The organism is Caulobacter sp. GW821-FHT09A05, assembly GCF_059418465.1.
The window spans coordinates 15,777-40,020 of the sequence record NZ_JBWKPX010000008.1 but is presented as its reverse complement, the minus strand read 5'-3'; the positions used below and the strand labels follow the sequence as shown (position 1 = coordinate 40,020).

Sequence of the window (24,244 nt, the reverse complement as noted above, 5' to 3'; positions counted from 1 at the left end):
CGGATATCAGATGGATCCGCCCAGCCGCTTGAACGTCCGCTCGGGCCGCAGGTGGGTCGCCAGGGTCCAAGGCTTGAGCACGCTCGCCCCCGGCTTGAACGACAGCACCACCAGCTCGGCGCGGCCCACCAGGTCGTCGGCCGGCACGTAGCCCATGCCCAGCTCCGGCGGCAAATAGGCGTCCAGCGCGCTGTCCCAGGCGCAGGACGACTGGCCGCTGGGGATCGCGCCGGCGTCGAAGCGGCTGTCCAGGCTGTTGTCGCGATTGTCGCCCATCATGAAGAAGCAGCCTTGGGGCACCACATAGACCCCGGTGTTGGCGCCCGGCGTGCCCGAGCCCCAGCCGTGGGTGAGATAGGCCTTGCCGCCGGGCAGGGTCTCCCTGAACCGGCCGACCGGTATCGCCTCGCCGAACGGGGCCTCGACCGAGGTCGACAGCCATTCCCGGCGCACCGGCCGGCCGTTGATGAGCGGCACGCCCTCGACCACCTGGACCTTGTCGCCGGGCAGGCCGATCAGTCGCTTGATGACGTCGGTGCGGCCGTCGTTGGGCTTCTTGAACACCACGATGTCGCCACGCTGGGGCGCCTGGCCCAGCAGCCGCCCCTCGGGCAGCGGCGGGCTGAACGGAATCGAATGCCGGCTCCAGCCGTAGGGATACTTGCTGACCAGGATGTAGTCGCCGACCTGCAGGGTGGGCTCCATCGAGCCGGACGGGATGGTGAAGGGCTGGCACAGCACCACCCGCGGGACCAGCACGATGGCCAGGGTCAGCAGGAGGGTCCTCAGCCAGCCCCGCGGGCCGTCGTCGCGGTCGGGATCGCGCTTGGTCGTCACGGAAATCTCCCCAAGGCCGTTTCCAGGGCGGTTCCGGAAAACCATAACAGCGCGGCCGCGCGACGCGCGTTACAAATGGCTCATGCTAGAGCGTGGCAGCCGAAAGTGTGGAGCGGTTTCGGCGCCTGCCACGCTCTAAATGTTTGATTTAGAGCCTTTTTAGACGCCTCACATGATTCCATGTGAGGCTAAAAGGCTCTAGCGGGAGTGCGCGTGTGGGCGACGAGCTTCAATTGAAGAACCTGACCGTCGAGGCGGCGCGCGGCCGCATGCTGGCCGGCGCCGCGCGGCTGGGCGTCGAGGAGGTCCCGCTGGCCAAGGCCCTGGGCCGGGTGCTGGCCGCCCCGGTTGTCGCCGATCGCGACCAGCCGCCGTTCGCCGCCTCGGCCATGGACGGCTGGGCGATCCGCCGCGCCGACCTGGCTCCCGGGGTCCGCTTCCGGATCGCCGGCGAAAGCGCAGCGGGCCAAGCCTATGCTCGCCCCGTCGAGGCCGGCCAGGCGGTGCGGATCTTCACCGGCGCCCCCGTGCCGCCGGGCGCCGACCTGGTGGTGATCCAGGAGAACGCCGCGCGCGACGGCGAGACGGTGGCCTTCACGATCGACCGCGACCCGCCGCCCGGCAACATCCGCCCGGCCGGCGGCGACTTCCGCTCCGGCGACCTCCTGCTGGCCGAAGGCGCGCGCCTGGACGCCTGGCGACTGGCCCTGGCCGCCGCGGCGGGCTGGCCCAGCCTGGACGTCGCGATCCGGCCGCGCGTCGCCATCCTGGCCACCGGCGACGAGTTGGTCCCGCCCGGCTACGTGCCCGCCCCCGACCAGATCTTCGAGTCGGGCTCCTTCGCCCTGGCGGCGCTGGTCGAGGCCTGGGGCGGCCAGGCGACGCGGCTGAAGGCCCAGGCCGACGACCGGGACGCCATCGCCCGCGCCGTCGCCGAGGCCCAGTTCGACCTGCTGGTCACGGTCGGCGGCGCCTCGGTCGGCGACCATGACCTGGTCAAGCCGGCCCTGGCCGCCCTGGGTCTGGCCTTGCGCGTCCAGACCGTCGCCGTGCGCCCCGGCAAGCCGACCTGGTTCGGAACCCTGGAGGCCGACGGCGTGGGAGGCCGACGCGTCCTGGGCCTGCCCGGCAACCCGGCCTCGGCCCTGGTCTGCGCCGAACTGTTCCTTCGGCCGCTGCTGGCCGCCCTGACCGGCGCCGATCCGGCCCTGGCGATCGAGGCCGGCGCCCTGGCCGCCCCCCTGCCCGCCAACGGCCCCCGCGAGCACTGGATGCGCGCCGCCCGCGCCGTCGACCCCGACGGCCGGGTCCGGGTCACCCCCTTTCCCGACCAGGATTCCTCGCTGATCGGCGTGTTCTCCCGCGCCGACTGCCTGGTCCTGCGGCCGGCCGGCGCCGGGGCGGCGGGCGCGGGGGACGTGGTCCAGCTGCTGCCGCTGGCGCGGGGCTGATCGCCTCAATTGGCGACGCCGCACGCGGAGCGTGCTAAGTCCCGGGCGAGGCGGTTCGCGGCGACCGCGGCGGGAGTAGCGTTCATGGGTCGTATGGGCAAGATCGCGGCGCACATGGTGCTGGCCTTCGCGGCCATGCTGCTGGCCCAGGTCCTGGCCGCCGGAACCCTGCCCGACGCCTCCGCCCTGGTCCTGGCCGCCCTGTTCGCCGGCGCGGCCCTGGCGGTCGAGGTCCTGTTCCGGGTCGAGCGCTCGCCCTGGCGGTTCTTCGCGGCCAGCGACGGCCTGCGCCTGGCGCGCTCGGCCCTGCTGTCGGTCCTGACCTTCGCCCTGGTGGCCCGCCTGGCCGAGGTGCGCCAGCCGGGCGGGCTGCGCACCCTGGCCGTCGCCTTCCTGCTGCAGACCGCTCTGCTGGCCGGATTGCGGATCGTCCGCCGCGCCGTGCACGAGAAGGCGCTGGTCGACGCCCTGACCCGCCTGCGCCCCGCCCCCGCCTCACCGGCCCTGCCGCGCCTGCTGATCGTCGGCTCGGCCAACGAGGCCGAGGCCTTCCTGCGCGCCCCCGCCGCCCTGGGCGAGCGCTACGCCCCGGTCGGCGTCCTGACCCCGCAGGCCCGCGAGACCGGCGACGAGCTGGGCGGGGTGTGCATCCTGGGCGCCATCGACGACTTCGACGCGGTCATGGCCCAGCTGCGCGACGGCGGCCTGCAGCCGTCGGCCCTGCTGTTCCTGACCGACGGCCCGCTCAGCGCCTTCGGAGCCGAGCGCCTGGGCCGTCTGAAGACCGAGGGCGTGCGCCTGCTGCGTCGCCAGGGCCTGGTCGACATGGCCGCCCACGGCCCCGGAGGGGCGGCCGCCCTGCGCGAGATCAGCCTCGAGGAGTTGCTCAGCCGCGCGCCTGTGCGGCTGGATCCCGAACCGGTCCGCGCCCTGGTGGCCGACCGGCGGGTGCTGGTCACCGGGGCCGGCGGCAGCATCGGCTCCGAGCTGGCCCGCCAGATCGCCGCCAGCGGCCCCGCCCGGCTGACCCTGCTGGACGCCGCCGAGGCCAATCTGTTCCACATCGACCGCGAGCTGGGCGAGGCCTGGCCCGGGCTGCCGCGCCGCGACGTGCTGTGCGACGTGCGCGACGCCGCCCGGCTGGACCAGGTGTTCGCCGCGGAAAGGCCGGAGATCGTCTTCCACGCCGCCGCTCTCAAGCACGTGACCCTGGTCGAGAACCATCCCTGCGAGGGCGTGCGCACCAACGTGCTGGGCAGCCGCAACGTCGCCGCCGCCGCCAAGGCCTGCGGCGCGGCCCACCTGGCGCTGATCTCCACCGACAAGGCCGTGGCCCCGGCCAGCGTGATGGGCGCGACCAAGCGCGTGGCCGAGGCCGTGGTCCGGCAGTTCGCGGGCGGGCTCGATGCGAAGGGAACCGGCCTCCGGGTCAGCGTCGTGCGGTTCGGCAACGTGCTGGGCTCGGCCGGGTCGGTGGTGCCGATCTTCCAGCACCAGATCGCCCGCGGCGGGCCGGTCACCCTGACCGACGCCGAGGTCGAGCGCTATTTCATGACCATTCCCGAGGCCGTGCAGCTGGTGCTGCGGGCCGTGGCCCTGTCGGCCGGCGACCGGGAGCCCCCGACCGGCGTCCTGACCCTGGAGATGGGCGAACCGGTCAAGATCATCGACCTGGCCCGGCGGATGATCGAACTGCAGGGCCTGGTTCCCGGGCGCGACATCGAGATCAAGATCACCGGCCTGCGCCCTGGCGAGAAGCTGACCGAGGCCCTGGTCGACGTCAACGAGACCGCCCGCCCCAAGGCCGAGGGGGTCACCGAGGCCGCGCCCGTCACGCCCCTGCCGCCGATCCCGCCCGCGGCCCTGGCCGCCCTGGAAGCCGCCGCCCTGGCCGGCGACGAGGCCGTCGTTCGCGAGCGGCTGTTCGCCCTGGTCGAGGGGCTGCGAACCGTATCGCCCGTCCCCGCGGCCGCCGGAAGAGCGCCGACCGGCGAGACCCGGGACAAATTCGCCGCGGCCCGGACTCAGGCCTAAATAGAACTCGCTCAAGATCGCCTATAAGGCGAGCGGGCGAGCCCGAATCGGCCTCTCGTGCTTTGTCTCGCCACGCTTGCCGTGGTGAGCCGTCCCACTTTTTGGGACAACAGTAAGCGTCGACGGGAACCGGGATGTTCGAACAGACGGTGGACGTCACCCGCCTGGACGGGTTCGTTCGATACACGCGCGGGATCGTCCGCGCCCGCCTGGTCCTGGTCGCCCTGTTCGTGGGCCTGCTGGCGATCTACACCCCGATGCGCATGACGCTGTTCGGCCTGGTCGAGCTTGGCATCTACGCCGCCCTGTTCCTGGCCACCGAGGCGGCCCTGCGCCATCCCGATCCGGTCAAGGCCTTCCGTCGGCTGCGCTGGCAGTCGATCGGCCTGGTCTTCCTGCTGTCGGTCAACGCCTGCGCCCTGGCCGTGAAGATCCGGCTGATCGGCCAGCCGATCGTGCGGCTGGAGGCCGCCCTGCTGGCCATCTGCGTGCTGCTGTTCGCCGCCCTGCGCGTGCACACCGGCAAGATCAGCTACGTCACCGCCGTGGCGCCGCCGGTGGCGACGCTGCTGTGGATCGGGTTCGACCGCCACACGCCGCTGGCGGCCAACCACTACGGCGCGGCCATGCTGCTGTTCGTCGTCGCCGTCCTGACCGCCACCTGGCGCCAGCAGGCCACCGACCGCGCCCTGGCCCAGGCCCTGCGCGACCTGGCCCGCAAGAACGCCGACCTCACCGAGGCCGTGGCCGAAGCCAAGGCCGCCAGCCGCGCCAAGTCCGACCTGCTGGCCGTCGCCAGCCACGAGATCCGCACCCCGCTCAACGCCGTGCTCGGCTTCGCCCACGCCCTGCGCCGCGACACCTTCCTGACCCCCATCCAGGCCGACCTGGCCCAGGGCGTGCTGGAGGGCGGCGCCCAGCTGACCCGCCTGCTCGACACGGTGCTGGACCTGACCAAGGTCCAGGCCGGCCAGGCGGCGCTGACCTTGACGGCGGTCGACCTGCGCCGCCTGATCCGCACGGTAGTGCGGGTGTGGAACGCCCACGCCCAGGCCGTCGGCGTGCTGCTGAGCTTCGAGGACGCCGATCCCGACCTGGCCTACGGCGTGCTGGCCGACGAGGCCAAGCTGGAGCAGACCCTGGTCAACCTGGTCTCCAACGGCCTGAAGGCCTCGCCGTCGGGCGGCGCGGTGGCGGTGCGGCTGGCCGGCATGGTCAAGGACCAGACACTGACCGCCCTGGTCGAGGTCCGCGACAGCGGCGCCCCGGTGCCGCCGGAAGACCGCCCGCGGATGTTCGACGCCTTCGACCAGACCGAGCGCGGCAAGAGCCTGGGCGGCAGCGGGCTGGGCCTGTCGATCTGCGCCGCCAACCTGGCCCTGATGGGCGGCGAGATCGGGGTGGAGGACGTTCCCGAGGACGACGGCCCGCCCGGCAAGGGGCCCCGGCGCGGCGCGGTCTTCTGGTTCGCCTTCGAGGCGCCGGTCCTGTCGCCCCCGGCCGAGGACGCCGGGGCGGAGCCCGCCGTGGCCGGCCCGATCCGGGTGCTGGCGGCCGAGGACAATCCCGCCAACCGCCGGGTGCTGGCCGCCCTGCTGGCCGCCTCGCCGGTCGAGCTGGTGTTCGCCGAGGACGGCGCCCGGGCGATCGACGCCTGGCGGGCCGAGGCCTTCGACCTGGTGCTGATGGACGTCAACATGCCGGTGCTGGACGGGGTGGCGGCCGTGGCGCGGATCCGCCAGTTGGAGACCTCGGCCGCCGAGCCCCGCCCACGCACGCCGATCTGGATGCTGACCGCCAACGTCTTCGACGACGACGTCGCCCGCTACCGGGCCGACGGCGCCGACGGCGTCCTGCGCAAGCCGATCGACACGGCGGCCCTGTTCGCCCTGCTGGCCGGGGTGGCGGAGGCGAAGGCGGGGGCGGGGACCGCGAATGAAAAGCGGACGACGGCCTAGGACCGGATCAATGATCCGCGATGGCGGTCGTTTTGGGCCAGTAGCGGTCTCTCGCCCGCTCCAGGAACACGACCTTCAGAAAGGCCTCTAAAGCCCTTCAGTCTGCTAGATTTGGTGGCGCCATGCAGGCAATTGGAAGCGACGTGCCGACAGAATTCGTCTGCGCGGCATCCTCTGACCAGCCGCTCTCGCCGGTCGCGCTGAAACGCCGCCCAGACGCTGAAACGCCGCCCAGACATTGTCTGGACGGCGCTCGCGTGGGCAGAGACTGCTCCCGGGGGTCAGGGGGTTCGAGGGCTCTAGTATTTCACCTTGAGGCGCGCGTACCAGAAGCCGCCGTTCATGCCGAACGGGCCGCCCGAGCGCGGATAGATCTGACCGTCGGCCGTGCTGCCGGTCAGGGCGTAGATCGGGTTGGCCGTGGTCGGAGCGAGCTTGTCCGGATATTCGTCGAAGAGATTGTTGGCGCCGACGGTGACTGTGTACTTTTCGGCGACCGTGTAGCTCACGTCGAGGTCGGCCGTGATCTTCGAGCCGAACTTCTGGCCCGGATAGTCCTGGTTCGTCCGCCAGCTGCTGTAGTAGTTCCCGCGGGCATTGATCAGGAAGCCGGCGATCTCGTAGCTCGCCGAGGCGTTGGCGCGGTGTTTCGGCGTGATGTTCTCGATGTCGAAGATCCGATCCGCGCCGATGGCCACCGGGTCGGACTTGGTGACTTCGCTCTTGTTGTAGCTGTAGGCGAGCGTGAGGCTCAGCGGATTGTCCAGCAGTTCGGTGCGATAGGTGGCGACGGCGTCGACGCCCTTGGTCTCGGTGTCGAAACCATTGGTGAAATAGGCCACGGCGCCGCCGACCCCGACCGCGGCGAGCGCGGGCTGGGCGGCGATGTCGGCCGCATCGACATCGAACGTGCTGGTGATGCTGATGCGGTCCTTCACCTTGATCAGATAGCCGTCGACGGTGAGCGTGAAGTTGCTGATCGGGTTGAAGATGAACCCGACGCCGTAGTTGGTGGACTCTTCAGGCGTCAGGGTCTTGGCGCCGAAATACTGCGCGATGGCGCTAGTCACCGGATAGGTGCCGGTCTGAACCTGCTCGCCGCCCGGCGCGAAGGCGGTGGTCAGGATTTCGGTGTTGCTTTGCCCAGGCGACGGGGCGTGGAAGCCGGTGCCGACGGTTCCGCGGACGGAGAACATGTCCGACACCCGATAGAGGGCGTTCACCTTGCCGACCAGGGTGTCGCCGAAGGTGTCGTAGTCCTCGTAGCGTCCGGCGACGCCCACCGTGAAGGCCTCCGTGACGTCGGTCTCGGCGCCGAGATATACGCCGTAGTTGCTCTGGGTCGATGTCTTGGCCGACGCCGGGCTGGTGCCGCCATAGCCGCTGGCGCCGGGCGACTGCGACGCCGTCTCGGGCGCGCCGTTCACGATCGATCGGGTGTAGACGCCGGGCGAGACCTGTACGTAAAGCGGCTGCACGGCGTAGGGGCCCGCGGCGTAGGACTGCAGGTCGCCGGCGGTGGCTTCATACTCCTCGTGCCGATACTCCGCGCCGCCCGACAGGGTGACCGGGCTCGCGAAGCCGACTTCGATCGGATAGGTCAGGTCCAGGTTCAGGTTGGTTTCGCGCTGGATCAGCTTGCCGAACTTGAATTCTTTCTGGCTGGTCGGCCCGAAGGAGCCGTTGAGCGACTTGGTCATCGCCAGGTCGAGCGAGTTCTTCGCCACGGTCGCCGACAGATCGTAGGTCAGGCCGTTGTCGGCCTCACCCTTGACGCCCGCCGTGCCGTAGAATTGTTCGACCACGCCCTGGAAGCGCGGGGTGAAGCCCGCCGGATAAACCGACGTGAAGCTGAAGGTGTTGCTGTCCTTGACGAAGCCGCCCGTAGGGCAGGTGGGATTGCCGGTCGGACAGGCCGTCAGATAGATCGGAGCGAAGGCCCCGTTGCGCCCCGGCGAGCCCGTGGCCGGCGTACCGGTGCCGTTGTCGATCACCAGCGGCGTCGGCGCCGAGATCGGCGAGCGATAGTTGAAGCTCTGATCGGCTTCGCGATGCCCGAGATTGGCCGTCACGTAGATGGTGGCGTTGTCGCTGACCTCGTAGGCGGAGTTGAGGAACAGCTTGTAGCCGTTGGTCGGCGACGAGCCCCAGATCTGCGCCGGGCCGGGATAGTTGGGCAGTTGCCCCGCGAGGTTGGGATTGGCCGCCGCGAAAACCGCCGCGATGGGCCGGGTGGCGCCGCGGCTGGTTTCGCCGTCGTCGAAATACTCGCCCGAAATATTGACGAAGCCGGAGTCGAACAGCTTGAAACCGGCGTTGGCGGCGAACTGATAGCTCTCGCCGTCGCCGCTATAGGTCTGGCCGTAGCGCGCCTGGGCCTCGAAGCCGCTGTCGGCGTCGCGAAGGCCGTAGTTGATGACGCCGCCGATGGCGTCGGAACCGTATTGGGCGGTCGCGCCGTCGCGCAGGATCTGCAGGTTCTTGACGGCGATCGACGGGATCATCGAAAGGTCGACGGCCTGGGCGCCGAGCGACAGGGCGGTGTCACCGCCCGTAACCACCTGGACCAGGGCGGAGCGATTGTAGCGCTTGCCGTTGATCATCACGAGCACCTGGTCGGCGCCGAGACCGCGCAATGACGGGGCGCGCACGAAGGTCGAGGCGTCGGAGATGGTGTTCTGCGGGACGTAGAACGACGGAACGAGGTTCTTGACCACGTCCAGCATGTCGGCGGCCGGTTGGCGGCTGAGCTCTTCCCCACCGAAGACGTCGATCGGAGACGGCGAATCCACCACTGACCGGTCGGTTCTACGCGTGCCGAGCACGATGACGGTGTCCAGTTCTGTCGGAGCGGTCTCCGCGGTCTGGAGCGGCTGGTCGGCGGCGCTGGCCGTGCCCGCGCAGGTTAGAAAGATCGAAAGAGTCGAGATTCCGGACAGCAGAATATTTCTTGAAAGCTTAGTCATAAATACCCCTCGTAGCGCTATAGTCGCGCGTTTGATCATTTTTGATGGGGCTTCCCGTAACGAACGTTTCTTTTTTGTTCTTGAATCAAGACTCATTGACGACTTTTGCCGCGCCGAAACAGTTCGTCAGACCCGAAACATCTGCAATAGCGACGCCCGTAACTCGAACGGAAGGACGACCTTCTCGGCTCTGGCTGCACCATTGCGCGGCGCCTGCCATGCTTTTTTGTGCAGGACCGCGATGTTCGCGGGACAGCTCTCGGGATTCAGAAACTCGGCCGGACGTGTGTGAGCAAGTCCGAGCAAATCGCGGCGTCACCTTGGCCCGAGGCCTGGCTTCGACCTGTGCGCTGAGCCGGCGGGCCTAAGGACAGTGACGCCAGCAGCAAAGGAAGGTGTTCGGAGAGTATCAAGCGGCGGATGGGGAAAGGTTCAAGCGCGCAGCTCCACCTCTGCATTGGCGCCCGGCGACGCCCGTCGCCCCCTTCTCCGCCAATCCTACGGTCTGCATTAGCGGCCGGGTCGCGCCAGCTTTTCCCGTTCACAGGATCGGACTTGTTGTCGTCCATCGGCCGCCCGAAAGCGGACGCTCTGAAGGGAAAAGACGAGTCAAAACCCGTCATCGCGCCGGCGGAGATCGCAGGTCCAGCTAAGGCCAAGGGCGACCCACGATCGGCCGTTCAATGGAAATCCCGGCTTCTCTGCAGCCGCCCGGACGTCCGCATCCGCACCGTGGGGGCCGGGGCCTCGGGGTCGTCCTTCATCCGCGCCAGCTGCGCCGACAGGTCGGTGAACCCCTCGGCGACCACATGGATCACCCCGTCGGCGGCCTGGACCTTGCCGTGGACGACCAGGAACGAGGCGCTCATCACCGTGCGGCGGTGGGCGTCGAAGCAGTCCTTCCAGACCACGGCGTTGGCCACGCCCGTCTCGTCCTCCAGGGTCAGGAACACCACGCCCTTGGCGGTGCCCGGCCGCTGGCGGATCAGCACCAGCCCGCCGACCGAGACCTTGCGGCCGTCGCGGACGCCCTTCAGCCGCTCGGCGGGCGTGACGTCCAGCCGGTCCAGCATCGGCCGAAAGAACCGCAGCGGATGGGCCTTCAGCGACAGGCTGGTGGTGCGGTAGTCCTCGGCCACCCGCTGGGGCAGGGCCATGGCCGGCAGGGCGACGGCGTCCTCGAACAGCGGCAGGCCGGCCAGCAGCGGCGCCTGGCTGTCGACCCTGGCCTCGCCCTTCAGCCCCTTGACCGCCCACAGGGCGTCGCGGCGGGAGAGGCCCGTGGAGGCGAAGGCGTCGGCCTCGGCCAGCAGCTCCAGCCCGCGCTGCGAGACCCCGGCCCGGGCGAAGTCGGCCGGGGCGCGGGCCCCGTCGGCGCGGGCCTTCGTGATGATCTCGGCGTCGTCTTCCTTGAGACCCTTGATCTGCCGCAGGCCCAGGCGGACGGCCTTCCAGAAGGGGCGGGTGTCTTCGTTGAAGAGCTTGTCGGGGGCGATCCGCCGCTCCTCCCCCGTGAAACGGGGGAGGTCGCGCGATACGGATACGCATCGTGACGGAGGGGGCGTCCTGGCGACGCCTTGCCCGCCGGACGCCCCCTCCACCACGTCGTGGTCCCCCTCCCCCGTTCCGCTTCGCGCCCCCGGGGAGGAAGGCGCTCTGGTTTCCAGCGTGCAGTCCCAGTCGCTCATCAGCACGTCCGGGGCCCGCACCTCGACGCCGTGCTCGCGGGCGTCGCGCACCAGCTGGGCCGGCTGGTAGAAACCCATCGGCTGGGAATTGATCAGGGCCGCGCAGAACACGTCCGGCCAGGCCCATTTGATCCAGGCCGAGACATAGACCAGCTTGGCGAAGCTGGCCGCGTGGCTTTCCGGAAAGCCGTACGAGCCGAAGCCCTCGATCTGCTTGAAGCAGCGGGTGGCGAAGTCGCGTTCGTAGCCGCGCGAGACCATGCCCTCGACGAACTTGTCGCGGTACTGGCCCGGGTCGCCGTCGTGCTTGAAGGTGGCCATGGCCTTGCGCAGGCCGTCGGCCTCGTCGGGCGTGAACTTGGCGGCCTCGATGGCCAGGCTCATGGCCTGCTCCTGGAACAGCGGCACGCCGAAGGTGTTGCCCAGGATGCTGCGCAGCTCGTCGGGCGGGCCGTGCTCGGGCGACGGGGCGGGAAACTCGACCGGCTCCTGGCCGTTGCGCCGCCGCAGGTAGGGATGGACCATGTCGCCCTGGATCGGCCCCGGCCGGACGATCGCCACCTCGATGACCAGGTCGTAGAACCGGTTGGGCCGCAGCCGGGGCAGCATCGACATCTGGGCCCGGCTCTCGACCTGGAACACGCCCACGCTGTCGGCGGCCGACAGCATGTCGTAGACGCCCTTCACCTCGACGGGCACGTCGGCCAGGTCGACGATCGGCAGGCCGTGGTCGGCCCGCAGCATGCCGAACGCCCGCTGGATGGCGGTCAGCATGCCCAGGGCCAGCACGTCGACCTTCATCAGGCCCAGGCTGTCGATGTCGTCCTTGTCCCACTCGATGAAGGTGCGGTCCTTCATCGCCGCGTTGCCGATCGGCACGGTCTCGTCCAGCCGCCGCTTGGTCAGCACGAAGCCGCCCACGTGCTGCGACAGGTGGCGCGGGTGCTGCAGCAGCTCGGTGGCCAGGGCGATGGCGCGGGCGATCTGCGGGTTCTTCGGGTCCAGCCCCGTCTGGCGGATGTGCTCGTCGGGCAGGCCGTCGCCCCAGCTGCCCCAGACGGTGTTGGCCAGGACGGCGGTGATGTCCTCGGTCAGGCCCAGGGCCTTGCCGACGTCGCGGATGGCGCTGCGCGGGCGGTAGTGGATCACCGTGCCGCAGATGGCGGCGTAGTCCCGGCCATAGCGCCTGTAGACGTACTGCATGACGTCCTCGCGCCGCTCGTGCTCGAAGTCGACGTCGATGTCGGGCGGTTCGCCGCGGTTCTCGGAGATGAAGCGGGTGAACAGCAGCCGGTGCTCCATGGGGTCGATCGCCGTCACCCCCAGGCAGTAGCAGACCGAGGAATTGGCGGCCGAGCCGCGCCCCTGGCACAGGATGCCCATCTCCCGCGCTTCCTGGACGATGTCGTGCACGGTGATGAAGTAGTTGGGGTAGTCCATCCTGGCGATCAGGCCCAGCTCCGTGCGGAGGTTGTCCTGGACCTTGGGCGGAACCCCGCCGGGATAGCGCCAGGCCGCGCCCTTCCAGGCCAGATCCGTCAGGTGCTCCATCGCCGTCTTGCCGGGCGGCACGGGTTCGTCCGGGTACTGCTCCTTCAGGTGCGAAAGGTCGAAGCCGATGCGCTCGACGATCTCGATCGTGCGCTCCACCGCCTGGGGCCAGCGCTCGAACAGCCGGGCCATCTCGGCCGGGGTCTTGAGGTGGCGCTCGGCGTTGGCCTCGAGGCGGAAGCCCGCCTCGGCGATCGTGCAGCCCTCGCGGATGCAGGTCATCACGTCCTGCAGCGGCCGCCGCTCGGGGCCGTGATAGAGCACGTCGTTGGTGGCGACCATCGGGGCGCGGGCGGCGCGGGTCAGGTCGTCCAGCCGCGCCAGGCGCTTGAGGTCCTGGGCGGCGTAGGCCCGGCTGGCGGCCAGCCAGACCCGGCCGCGCAGCTCGCCGGCGATGCGGGCCAGGTCGGCCTCGAAGGCCTCGTCCAGCCGGGCCGGCGGCACGATCAGGGCCAGCTGGCCGTCGGCATGGTCGAGAAAGTCCTTCCAGGACAGATGGCACTCACCCTTCTCGGCCCGGCGCTGGCCCACGGTCAGCAGGCGGGTCAGGCGGGCGAAGGCCTCGCGGTCGGAGGGGTAGACCAGCAGGCTGGGCGCGCCGTCCATGAAGTCCAGCCGGCAGCCGGTCAGGGCGCGGATGTCCAGGTCCTTGGCCGCCGTCCAGGCTCGCACCACCCCGGCCAGGCTGTTGCGGTCGACGACGCCCACGGCGCCCAGGCCCAGGGCCTGGCCGGTCAGCATCAGCTCCTGGGCGTGGGAGGCCCCGCGCAGGAAGGAGAAGTTGGTGGTGGCCTGGAGCTCGGCGTAGGCGGGGGTCTTCATGGGCGCATACTTGCCCCCACCTGGCCGCTACGCGGCCTGTCCGCCCCCATAGGGGGCGGAGCCTTCGCGCCGGAGCGCTCTTCCCCCTCTGGGGGAAGACGACCGCGAAGCGGTCCGTAGGGGGCAAGTGCGCGGTTACCCGAACAAGCCATGCAACCACCACTTCGGGAGCTTCTCCCCGTCGCCGTACAGCCCGGCCCGGAAGATCCAGAACCGCTCGCCCGTCTCGTCCTCCACCCGGTAATAGTCGCGCACCTTGCCCGGCCCGACCTCGTCGAAGGCCTTGCGCCACCATTCCTGGCCGATCCGTTCGGGCCCCTCGGCCAGGCGCACGCGGCGCGACCGGCCGCGCCAGGTGAAGCGGACCGGCGGGTCGTCGGGCAGCTTGGCCACCACCTCGATCGCCTCGGGACGGCGCAGCAGGCGGGTCGGCCGGGGGCGGTCCGGATCCCAGGCGTCCTCGGGCTGGGAATCCAGCGGGGCGCGGCGAACCACGGAACGTTCCGGCACGTGACTCTGGTGCGGGTCGGCCCGCCACACCCGGTCCTCGCCCAGGCGGTTGACCAGCCGGTCGACCAGCGGCGCCAGGCCCTCCTCCAGGCCCACGCCGCCGTCGGCGTCCAGGCCGGGCTGCGCGCTCGACAGCGGCTCGACCTCGGCGGCCCACAGGGTGACGACCTCGATCCCGAAGCCCGGGTCGACCGTGTCCAGCTTCGGCTTCAGCAGCTTGGCGACGCGGGCGGCGTCGCGGCCGGGGCGCGACAGGCCGGCCGCGACCGGCATGGCCTTGCCGTCGAGGCGGTGAAAGACCAGCTCGAACCGCCGCGCGCCCCGCCCCTCGACCTCCAGCCGGGCGCACAGCAGGGCGCAGATGTCGCCGGTGACCCGCTCCAGGTCGGACAGGGCGCTGATCGGCTCGAAGAAGGCCAGGCGGTCGAACCACGGGGTGGCGGGACGACGGAACACCAGGGCCTCGCGGGCCGCGCCCAGGGCCTGGTCGAGGCGCATCACCGTGGAAAGCCCGAACCGCCGGGCCAGCTGGGCGCGCGGCAGGGCCATCAGCTGGCCGACCTGGAACAGGCCCAGGCGCGGCAACTGGGCCTGGGCCGCCTCGTCCAGCCGCAGGGCCGCCACCGGCAGGGGCGCCAGCAGCGCCGCCTGGCCGCCGGGCGGGGCGCCAAGGGGGGTGATCGTGCGGTCGGGGCCGTAGCGGGCCAGGGCCCAGGCCGCGCCGGGAGTGTCGGCGATCGCCCCTCGGGCCGGCGCGCCCCAGCGCGCCAGCCGGGCCAGCAGGTCGTCCAGCATGGCCGCCTCGCCGCCCCACAGGTGCGAGACCCCCTCGACGTCGAGGAACAGCCCGTCCAGCCCGTCCAGGGCCACGGCCGGCGAGAAGCGCACGCACCAGTCGCAGAGGATCTCCAGCGCCGCGCGGTCGCCGTCGGGATCGTGGTCGGCGGTGACCAGATCCGGAACCAGGGCCGCGGCGTCGGCGGCCTTCTGGCCGACGTACAGGCCCAGGGCCGCGGCCGCGTCGTCGACGGCGGCCAGGCGCCGGGTCCCGCCCTCGGCGGCGACCAGGGCCAGCGGCGGGGGCGGCCCCCTCCGGCCCTCCGGGCCACCTCCCCCAGAGGGGGAGGATCTAGGCGGCGTTGGCTGCTCCCCCTCTGGGGGAGCTGTCACCGAAGGTGACTGAGGGGGCCCCTGCCGCCTCGCCCACGTCGTGATCGGCCAGTTGCGACACCAGACGGAAAGGATGCGGGCCATCGGCGGCCTCCGCTTGTTCGAGGATCCAGGCGCCGGGACGACCGCCCCGGCAGCGTTCCAGTTCGACCCGCCAGCGCGGCGGCCCCAGGCCGGGATCGCCCGGCGGCGGCTGGCTGGGGGCGGCGGCGATGCGCCAGCGGGTCTGGGCGGCCGCGCCGGAGACCTCCCGCCCCTGGCTTCTTGGGCCGGCGGGCCCGCCATAGGGCCGCCGCCGCAGCAGGACCCCGGTCGCGCCGCGCCGCTCGCAGGCCAGCTGCAGGCGGCGACCGGCCTTGAGGTCGGGGCTCTGGGCCTCGCCGATCGCGGCGGCGACGCCCGCCGTGGCCAGGGCGTCCTCCAGCACCGACAGCACCTCGGCCTCGTCGCGGGCCCGGACCTGGATCAGGCGGCCGGTCGGAAAGCCCAGCCCGGCCAGGCCGGGGGCGTGCAGGTCGGCGCGCCGCATCACCCAGACCACCGCGCCCCGCTCGGCCAGCGGCCGCAGCATCAGGGCCGAGAACGCCGCGGGGGCCGCGCCGGTCTCCTCCTCCAGTCCGGCCCCGCCCACCTCGTGCCAGCCGCCACGCGGCAGGCCGCCGGCCGGAAAGCAGCCGTCGATGCGCGGATCGCCGAACGGCAGGACGGGAGGCGGAGTCCGAGTCCCCGCTTCCAGGGCGGCGATCCGGGCTCTCAAAGCCGAAAGGGCGGGCTTCGCCCCAGGCATCTCCGTTCTCCCAAGGGACGCTTATGTTCCACTTTTGTTCTGATCCTCCAAGCCTGGAGAGTCAAGCGGAGCCCGTCACGGCGATGTCGCTGTCCGCCTCAAGAAGAACGATGGCTTACGGGTTTCCGCCTCCAAGACGCTGTCATCCCGGGCGAAGACCCGGGACCGCCGGAAGCTCAAAGTTCAGGCCCCGGTCCCGGATCTTCGCGCTGCGCGCTCGTCCGGGATGACAGCACTCTTGGACCTATGGGATGCCCCGCTCTAGCGGGAGAGGCCCGGATCAGAACCGCGCCTCGGCCCGCCACCACCGCGACACCAGCATCGGCCCGAACGCCGCGCTGATGCCGCAGGCGTCGGCGAACAGGTCGAGCCACGAGGCGTCGCGGCCGACGAAGGCCTGCAGGATCTCGATCGCCCCGCCGAACGCCAGGATCACCAGGCCGACGCGATGCAGCCGGCTCTGCGGCAGGGCCAGGCTGGCCAGGATGCTCAGCACATAGAAGACGATGAAGTGCCGGGCCTTGTCCCAGGGGATCAGGCCGATGCTGTCGTCGTCGGGCAGCAGGGCCCGCGCCAGGGCGTAGGCGCTGGCCGCCAGGAAGACGACGAGGACCAGGCGGTTGATCTTGCGGGCGCGGAGGGACATCGGGGCTCCTGGCTCAAGTCCTCCGCACCTAGCCGGTCCGGTGAGGCTTGAAAATGGCGAGACGGCGTCTGGGCCGAATCGCCTCGCGAGGTGCACGGGTTCTGCACCGTGATCCCTCTCCCCTTGCGGGAGAGGGTGGCGGTCCGGAGGACCGTCGGGTGAGGGGTCGCAGGAACGAAAACCGCCGCCCCCAGCGGTCAGGCTGGACGCGGCGGATAGATCCGGGAGACCCCTCATCCGTCGGCTGCGCCGACACCTTCTCCCGCGAGGGGAGAAGGATCAGAGAGAACCCTAGAACGTCAGGGCGCGGGCTTCCTTGACGTGCGGCAGGGCCTGGATCTTGGCCAGCAGGGTCTCGTCCGGGGCCTGGTCGACGCCGACCAGGGCGATGGCGTCCTCGTCGGCCGAGACGCGGCCCAGGTTGAAGGTGGCGATGTTGACGCCGGCCTCGCCCAGCAGCATGCCCAGGGCGCCGATGAAGCCCGGCTTGTCCAGGTTGTTGATGTACAGCATGGCCGGCGAGAAGCCCGCGTCCAGCTCCATGCCCTTGACCTCGACGATGCGCGGGGCGCCGGCGATCACCGTGCCGGCGAAGGCGCGCTTGCCCTTCTCGGTGGTGATGGTGATGCGCATCAGGCTGTCATAGGTGGGGCTGACCTCCTGGCGGCTCTCCGAGACGGTGATGCCGCGCTCCTTGGCCACGGCGGGCGCGGAGACCATGTTGATCTCGGCCAGCATCGGCTTGAGGATCCCGGCCAGGGCGGCCGAGGTCATCGGCTTGACGTTCAGCTTGGAGACCTCGCCCTCGAAGGCGATGTCGATGGCGGCGATGCCGAAGTCGACCATCTGGCCGGCCAGGGCGCCGATCTTCTCGGCCAGGGCCACGAACGGCTTCAGCTTGGGGGCTTCCTCGGCGGTGATCGACGGGCTGTTGAGGGCGTTGGTGACCGCGCCGGTCAGCAGGTAGTCGCTCATCTGCTCGGCGACCTGCAGGGCGACGTTCTCCTGGGCCTCGTTGGTGCTGGCGCCCAGGTGCGGGGTGGCCACGACCTTGTCGCTGCCGAACAGCGGGTTTTCCTTGGCCGGCTCGGTGACGAACACGTCGAAGGCCGCGCCGCCCACATGGCCGTCGTCCAGCAGCTTGCGCAGGGCGACCTCGTCGACCAGGCCGCCGCGGGCGCAATTGACGATCATCACGCCCTTCCTGGTCTTGGCCAGGTTCTCGGCCGACAGGATGTTGCGGGTCTTGTCGGTCAGCGGGGTGTGCAGGGTGATGACGTCGGCGCGGGCCAGCAGGTCCTCCAGCTCGACCTTCTCCACGCCCATCTCGACGGCGCGCTCGGGGCTCAGGAACGGGTCGTAGGCCACGACCTTCATCTTCAGGCCCAGGGCGCGGTCGGCGACGATGCCGCCGATGTTGCCGGCCCCGATCAGGCCCAGGGTCTTGGCGTAGAGCTCCACGCCCATGAAGCGGTTCTTCTCCCACTTGCCGGCCTGGGTGCTGGCGTCGGCGGCCGGCAGCTGGCGGGCCAGGGCGAACATCATGGCGATGGCGTGCTCGGCGGTGGTGATCGAGTTGCCGAACGGGGTGTTCATCACCACCACGCCCTTGGCGGTGGCGGCCGGGATGTCGACATTGTCGACGCCGATACCGGCCCGGGCGATGACCTGCAGCTTGTGGGCGGCGGCGATCACGTCCTTGTCGAGCTTGGCGCCCGAGCGAATGGCGATGCCGTCATAGTCGCCGATCACGGCGATCAGTTCGTCCTTCGAGAGGCCGACCTTGATGTCGAAATCGACGCCGCGGTTCTTGAAGATGTCGACGGCGGCGGGGCTGAGCTTGTCGGCGATGAGGACGCGGGGAGCGGTCATGATTTGGGATTCCTTGCGGAGTAATGTCGTGGGTGAAGGCCCCCTCCGGCCCTTCGGGCCACCTCCCCCAGAGGGGGAGGATCTGCCCGATGCGAGATGCTCCCCCTCTGGGGGAGCTGTCGCGGAGCGACTGAGGGGGTTCTAGCGCTAGCTTAAGCGGCGGCCAGTTCGGCCGAGACGGACGCGAAGGCCCAGTCGAGCCAGGGCGTCAGGGCCTCGAGGTCGGAGGCCTCGACGGTGGCGCCGCACCAGATGCGCAGGCCGGCCGGGGCGTCGCGATAGCCGCCGATGTCGAGGGCCGCGCCCTCCTTCTCGAGCAGGCTGGCCAGCTTCTTGGCGAAGTCGGCCTGGGCGTCGTCCGGCAGGGCGGCGATCACGGGATCGACCACCTTCAGGCACACCGAGGTGTTGGAGCGAATCTCGGGCGTCGCGGCCAGGAACTCGACCCACGGGGTCCTGGCCACCCAGTCGGCCAGCACGGCCAGGTTCTGGTCGGCGCGGGCCTGCATGGCTTCCAGTCCGCCGATCGAGGCCGCCCACTTCAGGGCGTCCAGGGCGTCCTCGACGCACAGCATCGACGGCGTGTTGATGGTCGCGCCCTCGAAGATGTCGGCCGCCAGCTTGCCGCCCTTGGTCATGCGGAACAGCTTCGGCATCGGCCAGGCCGGGGTGTAGCTCTCCAGCCGGGCCACGGCGCGCGGCGACAGGATCAGGATCCCGTGCGCGCCCTCGCCGCCCAGGGCCTTCTGCCAGGAGAAGGTCACGACATCCAGCTTGGTCCAGTCCAGGTCCTGGGCGAAGGCGGCGCTGGTGGCGTCGCAGATGGTGATGCCTTCGCGGTCGGCCGCGATGAAGTCGGCGTTCGGGACGCGGACGCCCGAGGTGGTGCCGTTCCAGGTGAAGACCAGGTCCTTGGCCGGGTCGACCTTGGCGGTGTCGGGCAGCTGGCCGTAGGGCGCGTCGAGCACCTCGACGTTCGGCAGCTTCAGTTGCTTGGTGACGTCGGTGACCCAGTCCTTGCCGAAGGACTCGAAGGCCAGCAGTTGAACCGGGCGGGCGCCCAGCATCGACCACATCGCCATCTCGACCGCGCCGGTGTCCGACCCGGCGACGATGCCGATCAGGAAGTCGGCCGGGACCTCCAGGACTTCACGCGTCTGGTCGATGGCGGCCTTCAGGCGGCCCTTGCCCAGCTTGGAGCGGTGCGACCGGCCCAGGACGGCGTTTCTGAGATTTTCGGGGGTCCAGCCGGGGCGCTTGGCGCAGGGGCCGGAAGAGAACTCGGGGCGAGCCGGGCGGATCGCCGGCTTGGCGAGGGTCGTCATATCGATGTCTCCCATCCTTACAGATGGACTGCATCCCGTTGGGGGGATGTGGCCCGCCGGCGACAAACTCTTTTTCGTCGGCGAAGGCAAGGAGAGATTTTGCGGCGCGGCGAACGAATCATCCGCGGCCGGCAATTATTTTGCGCCCGTCAGGTCGCGGCGGCGCTTACGCCAGGCCAGCACGCACCCGACGGCCAGGCACGCCAGCACGCCCAGGCTGACGAGGTTGTTCACCATGGCGTAGAAGCTGTCGTACAGCTTGCCCGCCACCAGATAATAGGCGTGAAGGCTGAACTGCGCGGCCTGCAGAAGGACGGCGACCCCCAGCCAGGCGGTGGTGTAGCGCATGGCCATGACCATCAGCCCCGCGCCGAACAGGCCGTCGACCAGGAAATAGCTCGGCTTCTGGATCGCCTTGTCCGGTATCAGGCCGATCAGGGTGATGGCGAGCGACATCACGACCACCAGGACGGCGACTTGCCGTTCGGCCCGGCCGCCAAGGCGCCAAGCCAAAAAGCTGACGCCCAGAATCAAGCTCCAACCGAAAAGGATCAGGAGATCTAAATGCATATCTTGGGCCTCTAACCGAAATTAGAGGCCCAAGGTATTAAACTATTTGCAATGTAACTTAGCTGGCGGCGCGCATATCGTGTTGAACCAGCGAACCTTCCTTGCCGATCACGCCGATCAGCTTGGTCCGGATGCCGATGCGCAGGCGGACTTCATCGAGCTGGGCGTGAGCCTCGACCACGGCCGTGCGGGCGGTGGTGAGGGCGGCGAGCGCGTCGCCCAGCTTGGCGGTGGCGCCGTTGGCGACGGTGGGCGACAGGCCCAGGTCCTTACGGGCCTGGATCAGTTCCGCCATCATCTCCATGGCCTCCACCATCGCGGCGTCGACAGCCGACTCGGTGGCGAACAACTTGTTAGCGACACGTTGAGCAACGAAAGCCTTTTCCACACCCATCTCCTTAACGAAAACCTAAGGAAGACGGTAAACCAGATGTTAAGAGAGCGGAAAGAAAAACAACCACTAGCGTTAGTTTGTCGCGGGGCAGGGCCCCCGGCGGAAGTGAAGCGTTAGGAAGATCGCGCCAGAATAACGACCGAAAAGTCACCCCCGGACGGGTCATGATCGACCAGAGCTCCCGCCCTGAAAGTACGCCGCATGCGCCTTTGCAGGCGCGAATCGCCAGTGTCGCGCTGACCACCACGGTGGTCGCGCTGCTGGCCGCGTGCGTGTGCTTCATGCTCCAGCAGTGGAGCGTCGCGCGGCAGGAATCCCAGGCCAATCACGCGATCCTGGCCCAGATGGTGGCGGCCGGCGCCGCCGCGCCGATGGCCGACCACAGCACCGTCGGCGCCTATCGCGCCCTCGAGGCCGTGGCCAAGGCGCCCAATGTCGTGTCCGTGCGCCTGACCGACATGCAGGGCCAGGTGGTCGCCCAGGTCGGCGTGGCCCAGGACGCCGAGGTCGACACCCTGGTCCGCCCGATCAAGCTGGCCTCCCGCCAGGTGGGGACCCTGTCCCTGATGGCCCGCCGCCCCAGCCTGACCGACATCATGGCCCGCGACCTGGCCCTGACCGGCACCCTGTTCTTCGGCTCGGCCGGCCTGGCGATCCTGCTGGCCAACGGTTTGGCCCGCCGCATGACCAAGCCGATGGAGCGCCTGTCCAACGCCATGCGCGAGGTGGCCGCCGACGGCCGCTTCAAGCCGGTCGAGCAGGCCGCCGACGACGACGTGTTCCACAGCCTGACCGACAGCTTCAACCACCTGGTCTCGCGGCTGGAGATCAACGACCACGACCTGCGCGGGGCGATGGCCGAACTGGTCAAGGCGCGCGACGACGCCAACGCCGCCAACGTCCTGAAGTCGCACTTCCTGGCCAATATGAGCCACGAGATCCGCACGCCGCTGAACGGCGTGCTGGCCATGACCGAGGTGATGGCCATGGGCGAGCTCAGCGCCGCCCAGCGCGAGCGCCTGTCGGTGATTCGCGAATCGGGGACCCTGCTGCTGTCGGTGCTCAACGACGTGCTGGACCTGTCGAAGATCGAGGCCGGTCGCCTGGACCTGGTCGAGCGCGACTTCGACCTGGCCAGCCTGGCCCTGTCGATCCGCGAATCCTACGCCACCCAGGCGCGGGCCAAGAACCTGGAGTTCGGCGTGTTCGTCGCGCCGGAGGCCCTGGGCTCGTGGCGCGGCGACGTCGACCGCCTGCGCCAGATCCTCGGCAACCTGGTGTCCAACGCCCTGAAGTTCACGCTGGAGGGCAGCATCTCGGTGCGGTTCGCCTCGGCGGACGACGGCGGCGGCCTGCGGGTCGACGTGGTCGACACCGGCATCGGCATCGACGCCGAGACCCTGCCGCGCCTGTTCGACAAGTTCGTCCAGGCCGACAACTCGACCACCCGCCGGTTCGGCGGCTCGGGCCTGGGCCTGTCGATCTGCAGCGAGCTGGCCGCCCTGATGGGCGGCGGCGTCCATGTGCAGAGCCGCGAGGGCCAGGGCTCGACCTTCACCGTCGTGGTGGCCATGCCGCGCGGCGAGGCGACCGCCCCCGCGCCGATCGAAGCCGCGCCGCCGCCGATCGAATCCGAGCGCCGCCTGCGCGTGCTGGCCGCCGACGACAATCCCACCAACCAGAAGGTCATCGCCGCCGTCCTGGCCCCGCTGGGCGCCGAGGTCGAGCTGGTGGCCGACGGCGCGGCCTGCGTCGAGGCCTGGAAGCGCGGCGGCTTCGACATCGTGCTGATGGACATCCACATGCCGGTGATGGACGGCGTCGAGGCGGCCCGCACCATCCGCGCGCTGGAGGTCAGCGAAGACCGCAAGCGCATCCCGATCGTGGCGGTGACGGCCAACGCCCTGGTCCACCAGGTCGAGGGCTACATGGCCGCCGGCATGGACGGCCACGTCGCCAAGCCGATCGAGGTGACCAAGCTCTACGACGCGATCGAGACCGCCGTGGCCACCGCCCGGCGCGAAGGCGCGAAGGTCGCCGCGGCCTGACCCCCTCCGGCCCTTCGGGCCACCTCCCCCAGAGGGGGAGGAGCTATCTCTGCGTAGCTGCTCCCCCTCTGGGGGAGCTGTCGGCGAAGCCGACTGAGGGGGTCCCCCCCCCGGTTCACCTACCTGAACGCCACATAACGAGCGGCTCAGGGCCGCTTCAGCCTGCGTGTGGTCTTCTGGGTTCAACGTCGCCTCCCGGCGCCGGAAACCTTCATGAGGAGCCGTACGATGAAAAAGATTCTCCTTTCGATCGCCGCGGTCTCGGCCGTCGCCGCCGCCGTCCCCGCCGTGGCCTCGGCCCAGGCCTACGGCTACGACCGCGGTTACGAACCTGGCTACGAGCGCGGCCATGACCGCGGCGACCGCCAGGACTACGGCCGCGACCGCGTCGCCCGCCTCGACGCCCGCATCGAGCGGGGCCTGCGCAGCGGCGGCCTGACCCGCAACGAGGCCTGGCGCCTGAAGGGCGACCTGCGCGAAACCGCCCGCCTGGAAGCCCGCTATCGCCGCGGCGGCCTGACCGGCTGGGAACGCGAGGACCTGGATCGCCGCTACGACCGCATCAGCGTCCAGATCCGCTACGAGCGCCACGACCGCGACTATCGCGACGGCCGTCGCTACTAAGGCCTAACCGAGCGCCGGCCCCACCCTCAGCCGGCTCTCCACCATCGTGAAGCCGCGGCCGCGCAGGAGAACGCGCGCGCCGCGGTTTTCGCAGTCCAGGTCGCCGCCCCGGCCCGGATAGGCCTGGTGGAACCGCAGGCTCGCCGCGCCCAGCCGGTCGCCGAACAGCGGCATGAGGATGCAGTGGGCCGAGCCCGTGGTCGGATCCTCGGGAATGCCGGCGGCGGGCGCGAAGAAGCGGCTGACCACGGCGTAGTCCCGCCCGGGATCGGCCAGGGCGGCGACGATCACCTGCCCCGGCCCGCCCGCGGCCAGGCCCGCGCCCACCGTGGCCAGCTGGGCCAGGTCCGGCGCCAGCCCGCGCACCGTGGCCTCGTCGGCCACCACGGCCAGCAGATATTGGCCGGCCCAGACCTCCAGCGGCGCGGTTCCCAGGGCCTGGGCCAGCTCGGGTCCGGCCTCGACCCGGCGCGGCGGGTCGGCCGGGAAGTCCATCTCCAGCCCCGCCCCGCCGAACACGTCGTCGACCCGCCGCACGGTCAGCTCGCCCGCCAGGGTGTCGAAGGCCAGAACGGGCGCCTCGACGCCCATCTCCTGGAACAGCGCATGGGCGCTGGCCAGGGTGGCGTGGCCGCAGATCGGCGCCTCGACCGTCGGGGTGAACCAGCGCAGGCCGAACCGGGCCGGGTCGGCGGTCTTCAGCAGGAAGGCGGTCTCGGCCTGGTTGTTCTCGGCCGCCAGGGCGTGCATCCAGGCCGTGTCGGGCCAGGCCTCGAACGGCTCGACCACGCAGGCGGGATTGCCCTTAAACGGGCCGGAGGCGAAGGCGTCGATGGTCCACTGGCGCATGGCGAGGCTCCTGTTAGCGCCATGAGCAGTAGGACCGGGATTTTCGCCGATCAATTCGAACATTGTCCCAGATGACAATGCATTTTCAGCTGTCATCCCGGACAAGCCCGGCAGCGCCGGGCGCCGATCCGGGACCGCCGGA

At 70.3% G+C, this 24,244-nt stretch carries 16 protein-coding genes; 5 read left to right on the top strand and 11 right to left on the bottom strand.

Features of this window, described 5'->3' with window-relative positions; translation table 11 throughout:
* Positions 1 to 6: 6 nt before the first annotated feature.
* The gene (gene lepB, locus AC07NX_RS09800; protein WP_494641342.1) at positions 7 to 837 is read right to left on the bottom strand and encodes a signal peptidase I; all 831 of its coding nucleotides are present in this window, start codon (positions 835 to 837) and stop codon (positions 7 to 9) included.
* Between the two features lie 215 nt (positions 838 to 1,052).
* On the opposite strand from lepB, the gene AC07NX_RS09795 reads away from it, so the two are divergent.
* The 3 genes from AC07NX_RS09795 (at position 1,053) to AC07NX_RS09785 (ending at position 6,280) form a co-directional block, all read left to right on the top strand.
* On the top strand, positions 1,053 to 2,288 hold the full coding sequence (locus AC07NX_RS09795) for a molybdopterin molybdotransferase MoeA (RefSeq protein WP_494641340.1): 1,236 nt from the start codon (positions 1,053 to 1,055) through the stop codon (positions 2,286 to 2,288).
* Positions 2,289 to 2,372: 84 nt separating this feature from the next.
* Positions 2,373 to 4,322 carry a polysaccharide biosynthesis protein gene (locus tag AC07NX_RS09790; RefSeq protein WP_494641337.1) on the top strand — a complete coding sequence of 650 codons (1,950 nt, stop codon included), beginning with the start codon at positions 2,373 to 2,375 and terminating at the stop codon, positions 4,320 to 4,322.
* A 134-nt stretch (positions 4,323 to 4,456) separates the two neighbouring features.
* Complete coding sequence (locus tag AC07NX_RS09785; RefSeq protein WP_494641335.1) at positions 4,457 to 6,280, top strand: response regulator; 1,824 nt, start codon at positions 4,457 to 4,459, stop codon at positions 6,278 to 6,280.
* Positions 6,281 to 6,579: 299 nt separating this feature from the next.
* Here the strand turns inward: AC07NX_RS09785 and AC07NX_RS09780 are convergent, their stop codons facing one another.
* From AC07NX_RS09780 to AC07NX_RS09740, 9 genes are all read right to left on the bottom strand, one after another.
* A complete protein-coding gene (locus tag AC07NX_RS09780; RefSeq protein WP_494641333.1) occupies positions 6,580 to 9,246 on the bottom strand; it encodes a TonB-dependent receptor plug domain-containing protein in 2,667 nt (888 codons plus the stop codon).
* Between the two features lie 680 nt (positions 9,247 to 9,926).
* Positions 9,927 to 13,307 (bottom strand): error-prone DNA polymerase, encoded by a 3,381-nt coding sequence (locus tag AC07NX_RS09775; protein WP_494641331.1) that lies wholly within the window; start codon positions 13,305 to 13,307, stop codon positions 9,927 to 9,929.
* 135 nt (positions 13,308 to 13,442) lie between these two features.
* Positions 13,443 to 14,885 carry a Y-family DNA polymerase gene (locus tag AC07NX_RS09770; RefSeq protein WP_494641615.1) on the bottom strand — a complete coding sequence of 481 codons (1,443 nt, stop codon included), beginning with the start codon at positions 14,883 to 14,885 and terminating at the stop codon, positions 13,443 to 13,445.
* Between the two features lie 61 nt (positions 14,886 to 14,946).
* Positions 14,947 to 15,774 (bottom strand): ImuA family protein, encoded by an 828-nt coding sequence (locus AC07NX_RS09765; protein ID WP_494641329.1) that lies wholly within the window; start codon positions 15,772 to 15,774, stop codon positions 14,947 to 14,949.
* Between the two features lie 280 nt (positions 15,775 to 16,054).
* Positions 16,055 to 16,420, bottom strand: a complete 366-nt coding sequence (locus tag AC07NX_RS09760; RefSeq protein ID WP_494641327.1) for a VanZ family protein — start codon at positions 16,418 to 16,420, stop codon at positions 16,055 to 16,057.
* A gap of 291 nt (positions 16,421 to 16,711) precedes the next feature.
* The gene (gene serA / locus AC07NX_RS09755) at positions 16,712 to 18,292 is read right to left on the bottom strand and encodes a phosphoglycerate dehydrogenase (protein ID WP_494641325.1); all 1,581 of its coding nucleotides are present in this window, start codon (positions 18,290 to 18,292) and stop codon (positions 16,712 to 16,714) included.
* 152 nt (positions 18,293 to 18,444) lie between these two features.
* Complete coding sequence (locus AC07NX_RS09750) at positions 18,445 to 19,617, bottom strand: phosphoserine transaminase (RefSeq protein WP_494641323.1); 1,173 nt, start codon at positions 19,615 to 19,617, stop codon at positions 18,445 to 18,447.
* Between the two features lie 135 nt (positions 19,618 to 19,752).
* A complete protein-coding gene (locus tag AC07NX_RS09745) occupies positions 19,753 to 20,073 on the bottom strand; it encodes a hypothetical protein (RefSeq protein WP_494641321.1) in 321 nt (106 codons plus the stop codon).
* A gap of 172 nt (positions 20,074 to 20,245) precedes the next feature.
* Positions 20,246 to 20,575 carry a hypothetical protein gene (locus AC07NX_RS09740; protein ID WP_494641319.1) on the bottom strand — a complete coding sequence of 110 codons (330 nt, stop codon included), beginning with the start codon at positions 20,573 to 20,575 and terminating at the stop codon, positions 20,246 to 20,248.
* Between the two features lie 170 nt (positions 20,576 to 20,745).
* Here AC07NX_RS09740 and AC07NX_RS09735 point away from each other — a divergent pair, with 170 nt between their 5' ends.
* Positions 20,746 to 22,629 carry an ATP-binding protein gene (locus tag AC07NX_RS09735; protein WP_494641317.1) on the top strand — a complete coding sequence of 628 codons (1,884 nt, stop codon included), beginning with the start codon at positions 20,746 to 20,748 and terminating at the stop codon, positions 22,627 to 22,629.
* A gap of 228 nt (positions 22,630 to 22,857) precedes the next feature.
* Positions 22,858 to 23,253, top strand: a complete 396-nt coding sequence (locus tag AC07NX_RS09730) for a hypothetical protein (RefSeq protein WP_494641315.1) — start codon at positions 22,858 to 22,860, stop codon at positions 23,251 to 23,253.
* Positions 23,254 to 23,256: 3 nt separating this feature from the next.
* Here the strand turns inward: AC07NX_RS09730 and AC07NX_RS09725 are convergent, their stop codons facing one another.
* Positions 23,257 to 24,102 (bottom strand): PhzF family phenazine biosynthesis protein, encoded by an 846-nt coding sequence (locus AC07NX_RS09725; protein WP_494641313.1) that lies wholly within the window; start codon positions 24,100 to 24,102, stop codon positions 23,257 to 23,259.
* Positions 24,103 to 24,244: the final 142 nt, after the last annotated feature.

Bases quoted from the DNA above. Each gene is read 5' to 3' on its own strand.
- AC07NX_RS09765 (WP_494641329.1), bottom strand. From the start codon at position 15,774: ATGCCTGGGGCGAAGCCCGCCCTTTCGGCTTTGAGAGCCCGGATCGCC.
- AC07NX_RS09735 (WP_494641317.1), top strand. From the start codon at position 20,746: ATGATCGACCAGAGCTCCCGCCCTGAAAGTACGCCGCATGCGCCTTTG.
- serA (WP_494641325.1), bottom strand. From the start codon at position 18,292: ATGACCGCTCCCCGCGTCCTCATCGCCGACAAGCTCAGCCCCGCCGCC.
- AC07NX_RS09730 (WP_494641315.1), top strand. From the start codon at position 22,858: ATGAAAAAGATTCTCCTTTCGATCGCCGCGGTCTCGGCCGTCGCCGCC.
- AC07NX_RS09790 (WP_494641337.1), top strand. From the start codon at position 2,373: ATGGGTCGTATGGGCAAGATCGCGGCGCACATGGTGCTGGCCTTCGCG.
- AC07NX_RS09725 (WP_494641313.1), bottom strand. From the start codon at position 24,102: ATGCGCCAGTGGACCATCGACGCCTTCGCCTCCGGCCCGTTTAAGGGC.
- AC07NX_RS09745 (WP_494641321.1), bottom strand. From the start codon at position 20,073: ATGTCGCTCGCCATCACCCTGATCGGCCTGATACCGGACAAGGCGATC.
- AC07NX_RS09760 (WP_494641327.1), bottom strand. From the start codon at position 16,420: ATGTCCCTCCGCGCCCGCAAGATCAACCGCCTGGTCCTCGTCGTCTTC.
- AC07NX_RS09785 (WP_494641335.1), top strand. From the start codon at position 4,457: ATGTTCGAACAGACGGTGGACGTCACCCGCCTGGACGGGTTCGTTCGA.
- AC07NX_RS09750 (WP_494641323.1), bottom strand. From the start codon at position 19,617: ATGACGACCCTCGCCAAGCCGGCGATCCGCCCGGCTCGCCCCGAGTTC.
- AC07NX_RS09775 (WP_494641331.1), bottom strand. From the start codon at position 13,307: ATGAAGACCCCCGCCTACGCCGAGCTCCAGGCCACCACCAACTTCTCC.
- AC07NX_RS09780 (WP_494641333.1), bottom strand. From the start codon at position 9,246: ATGACTAAGCTTTCAAGAAATATTCTGCTGTCCGGAATCTCGACTCTT.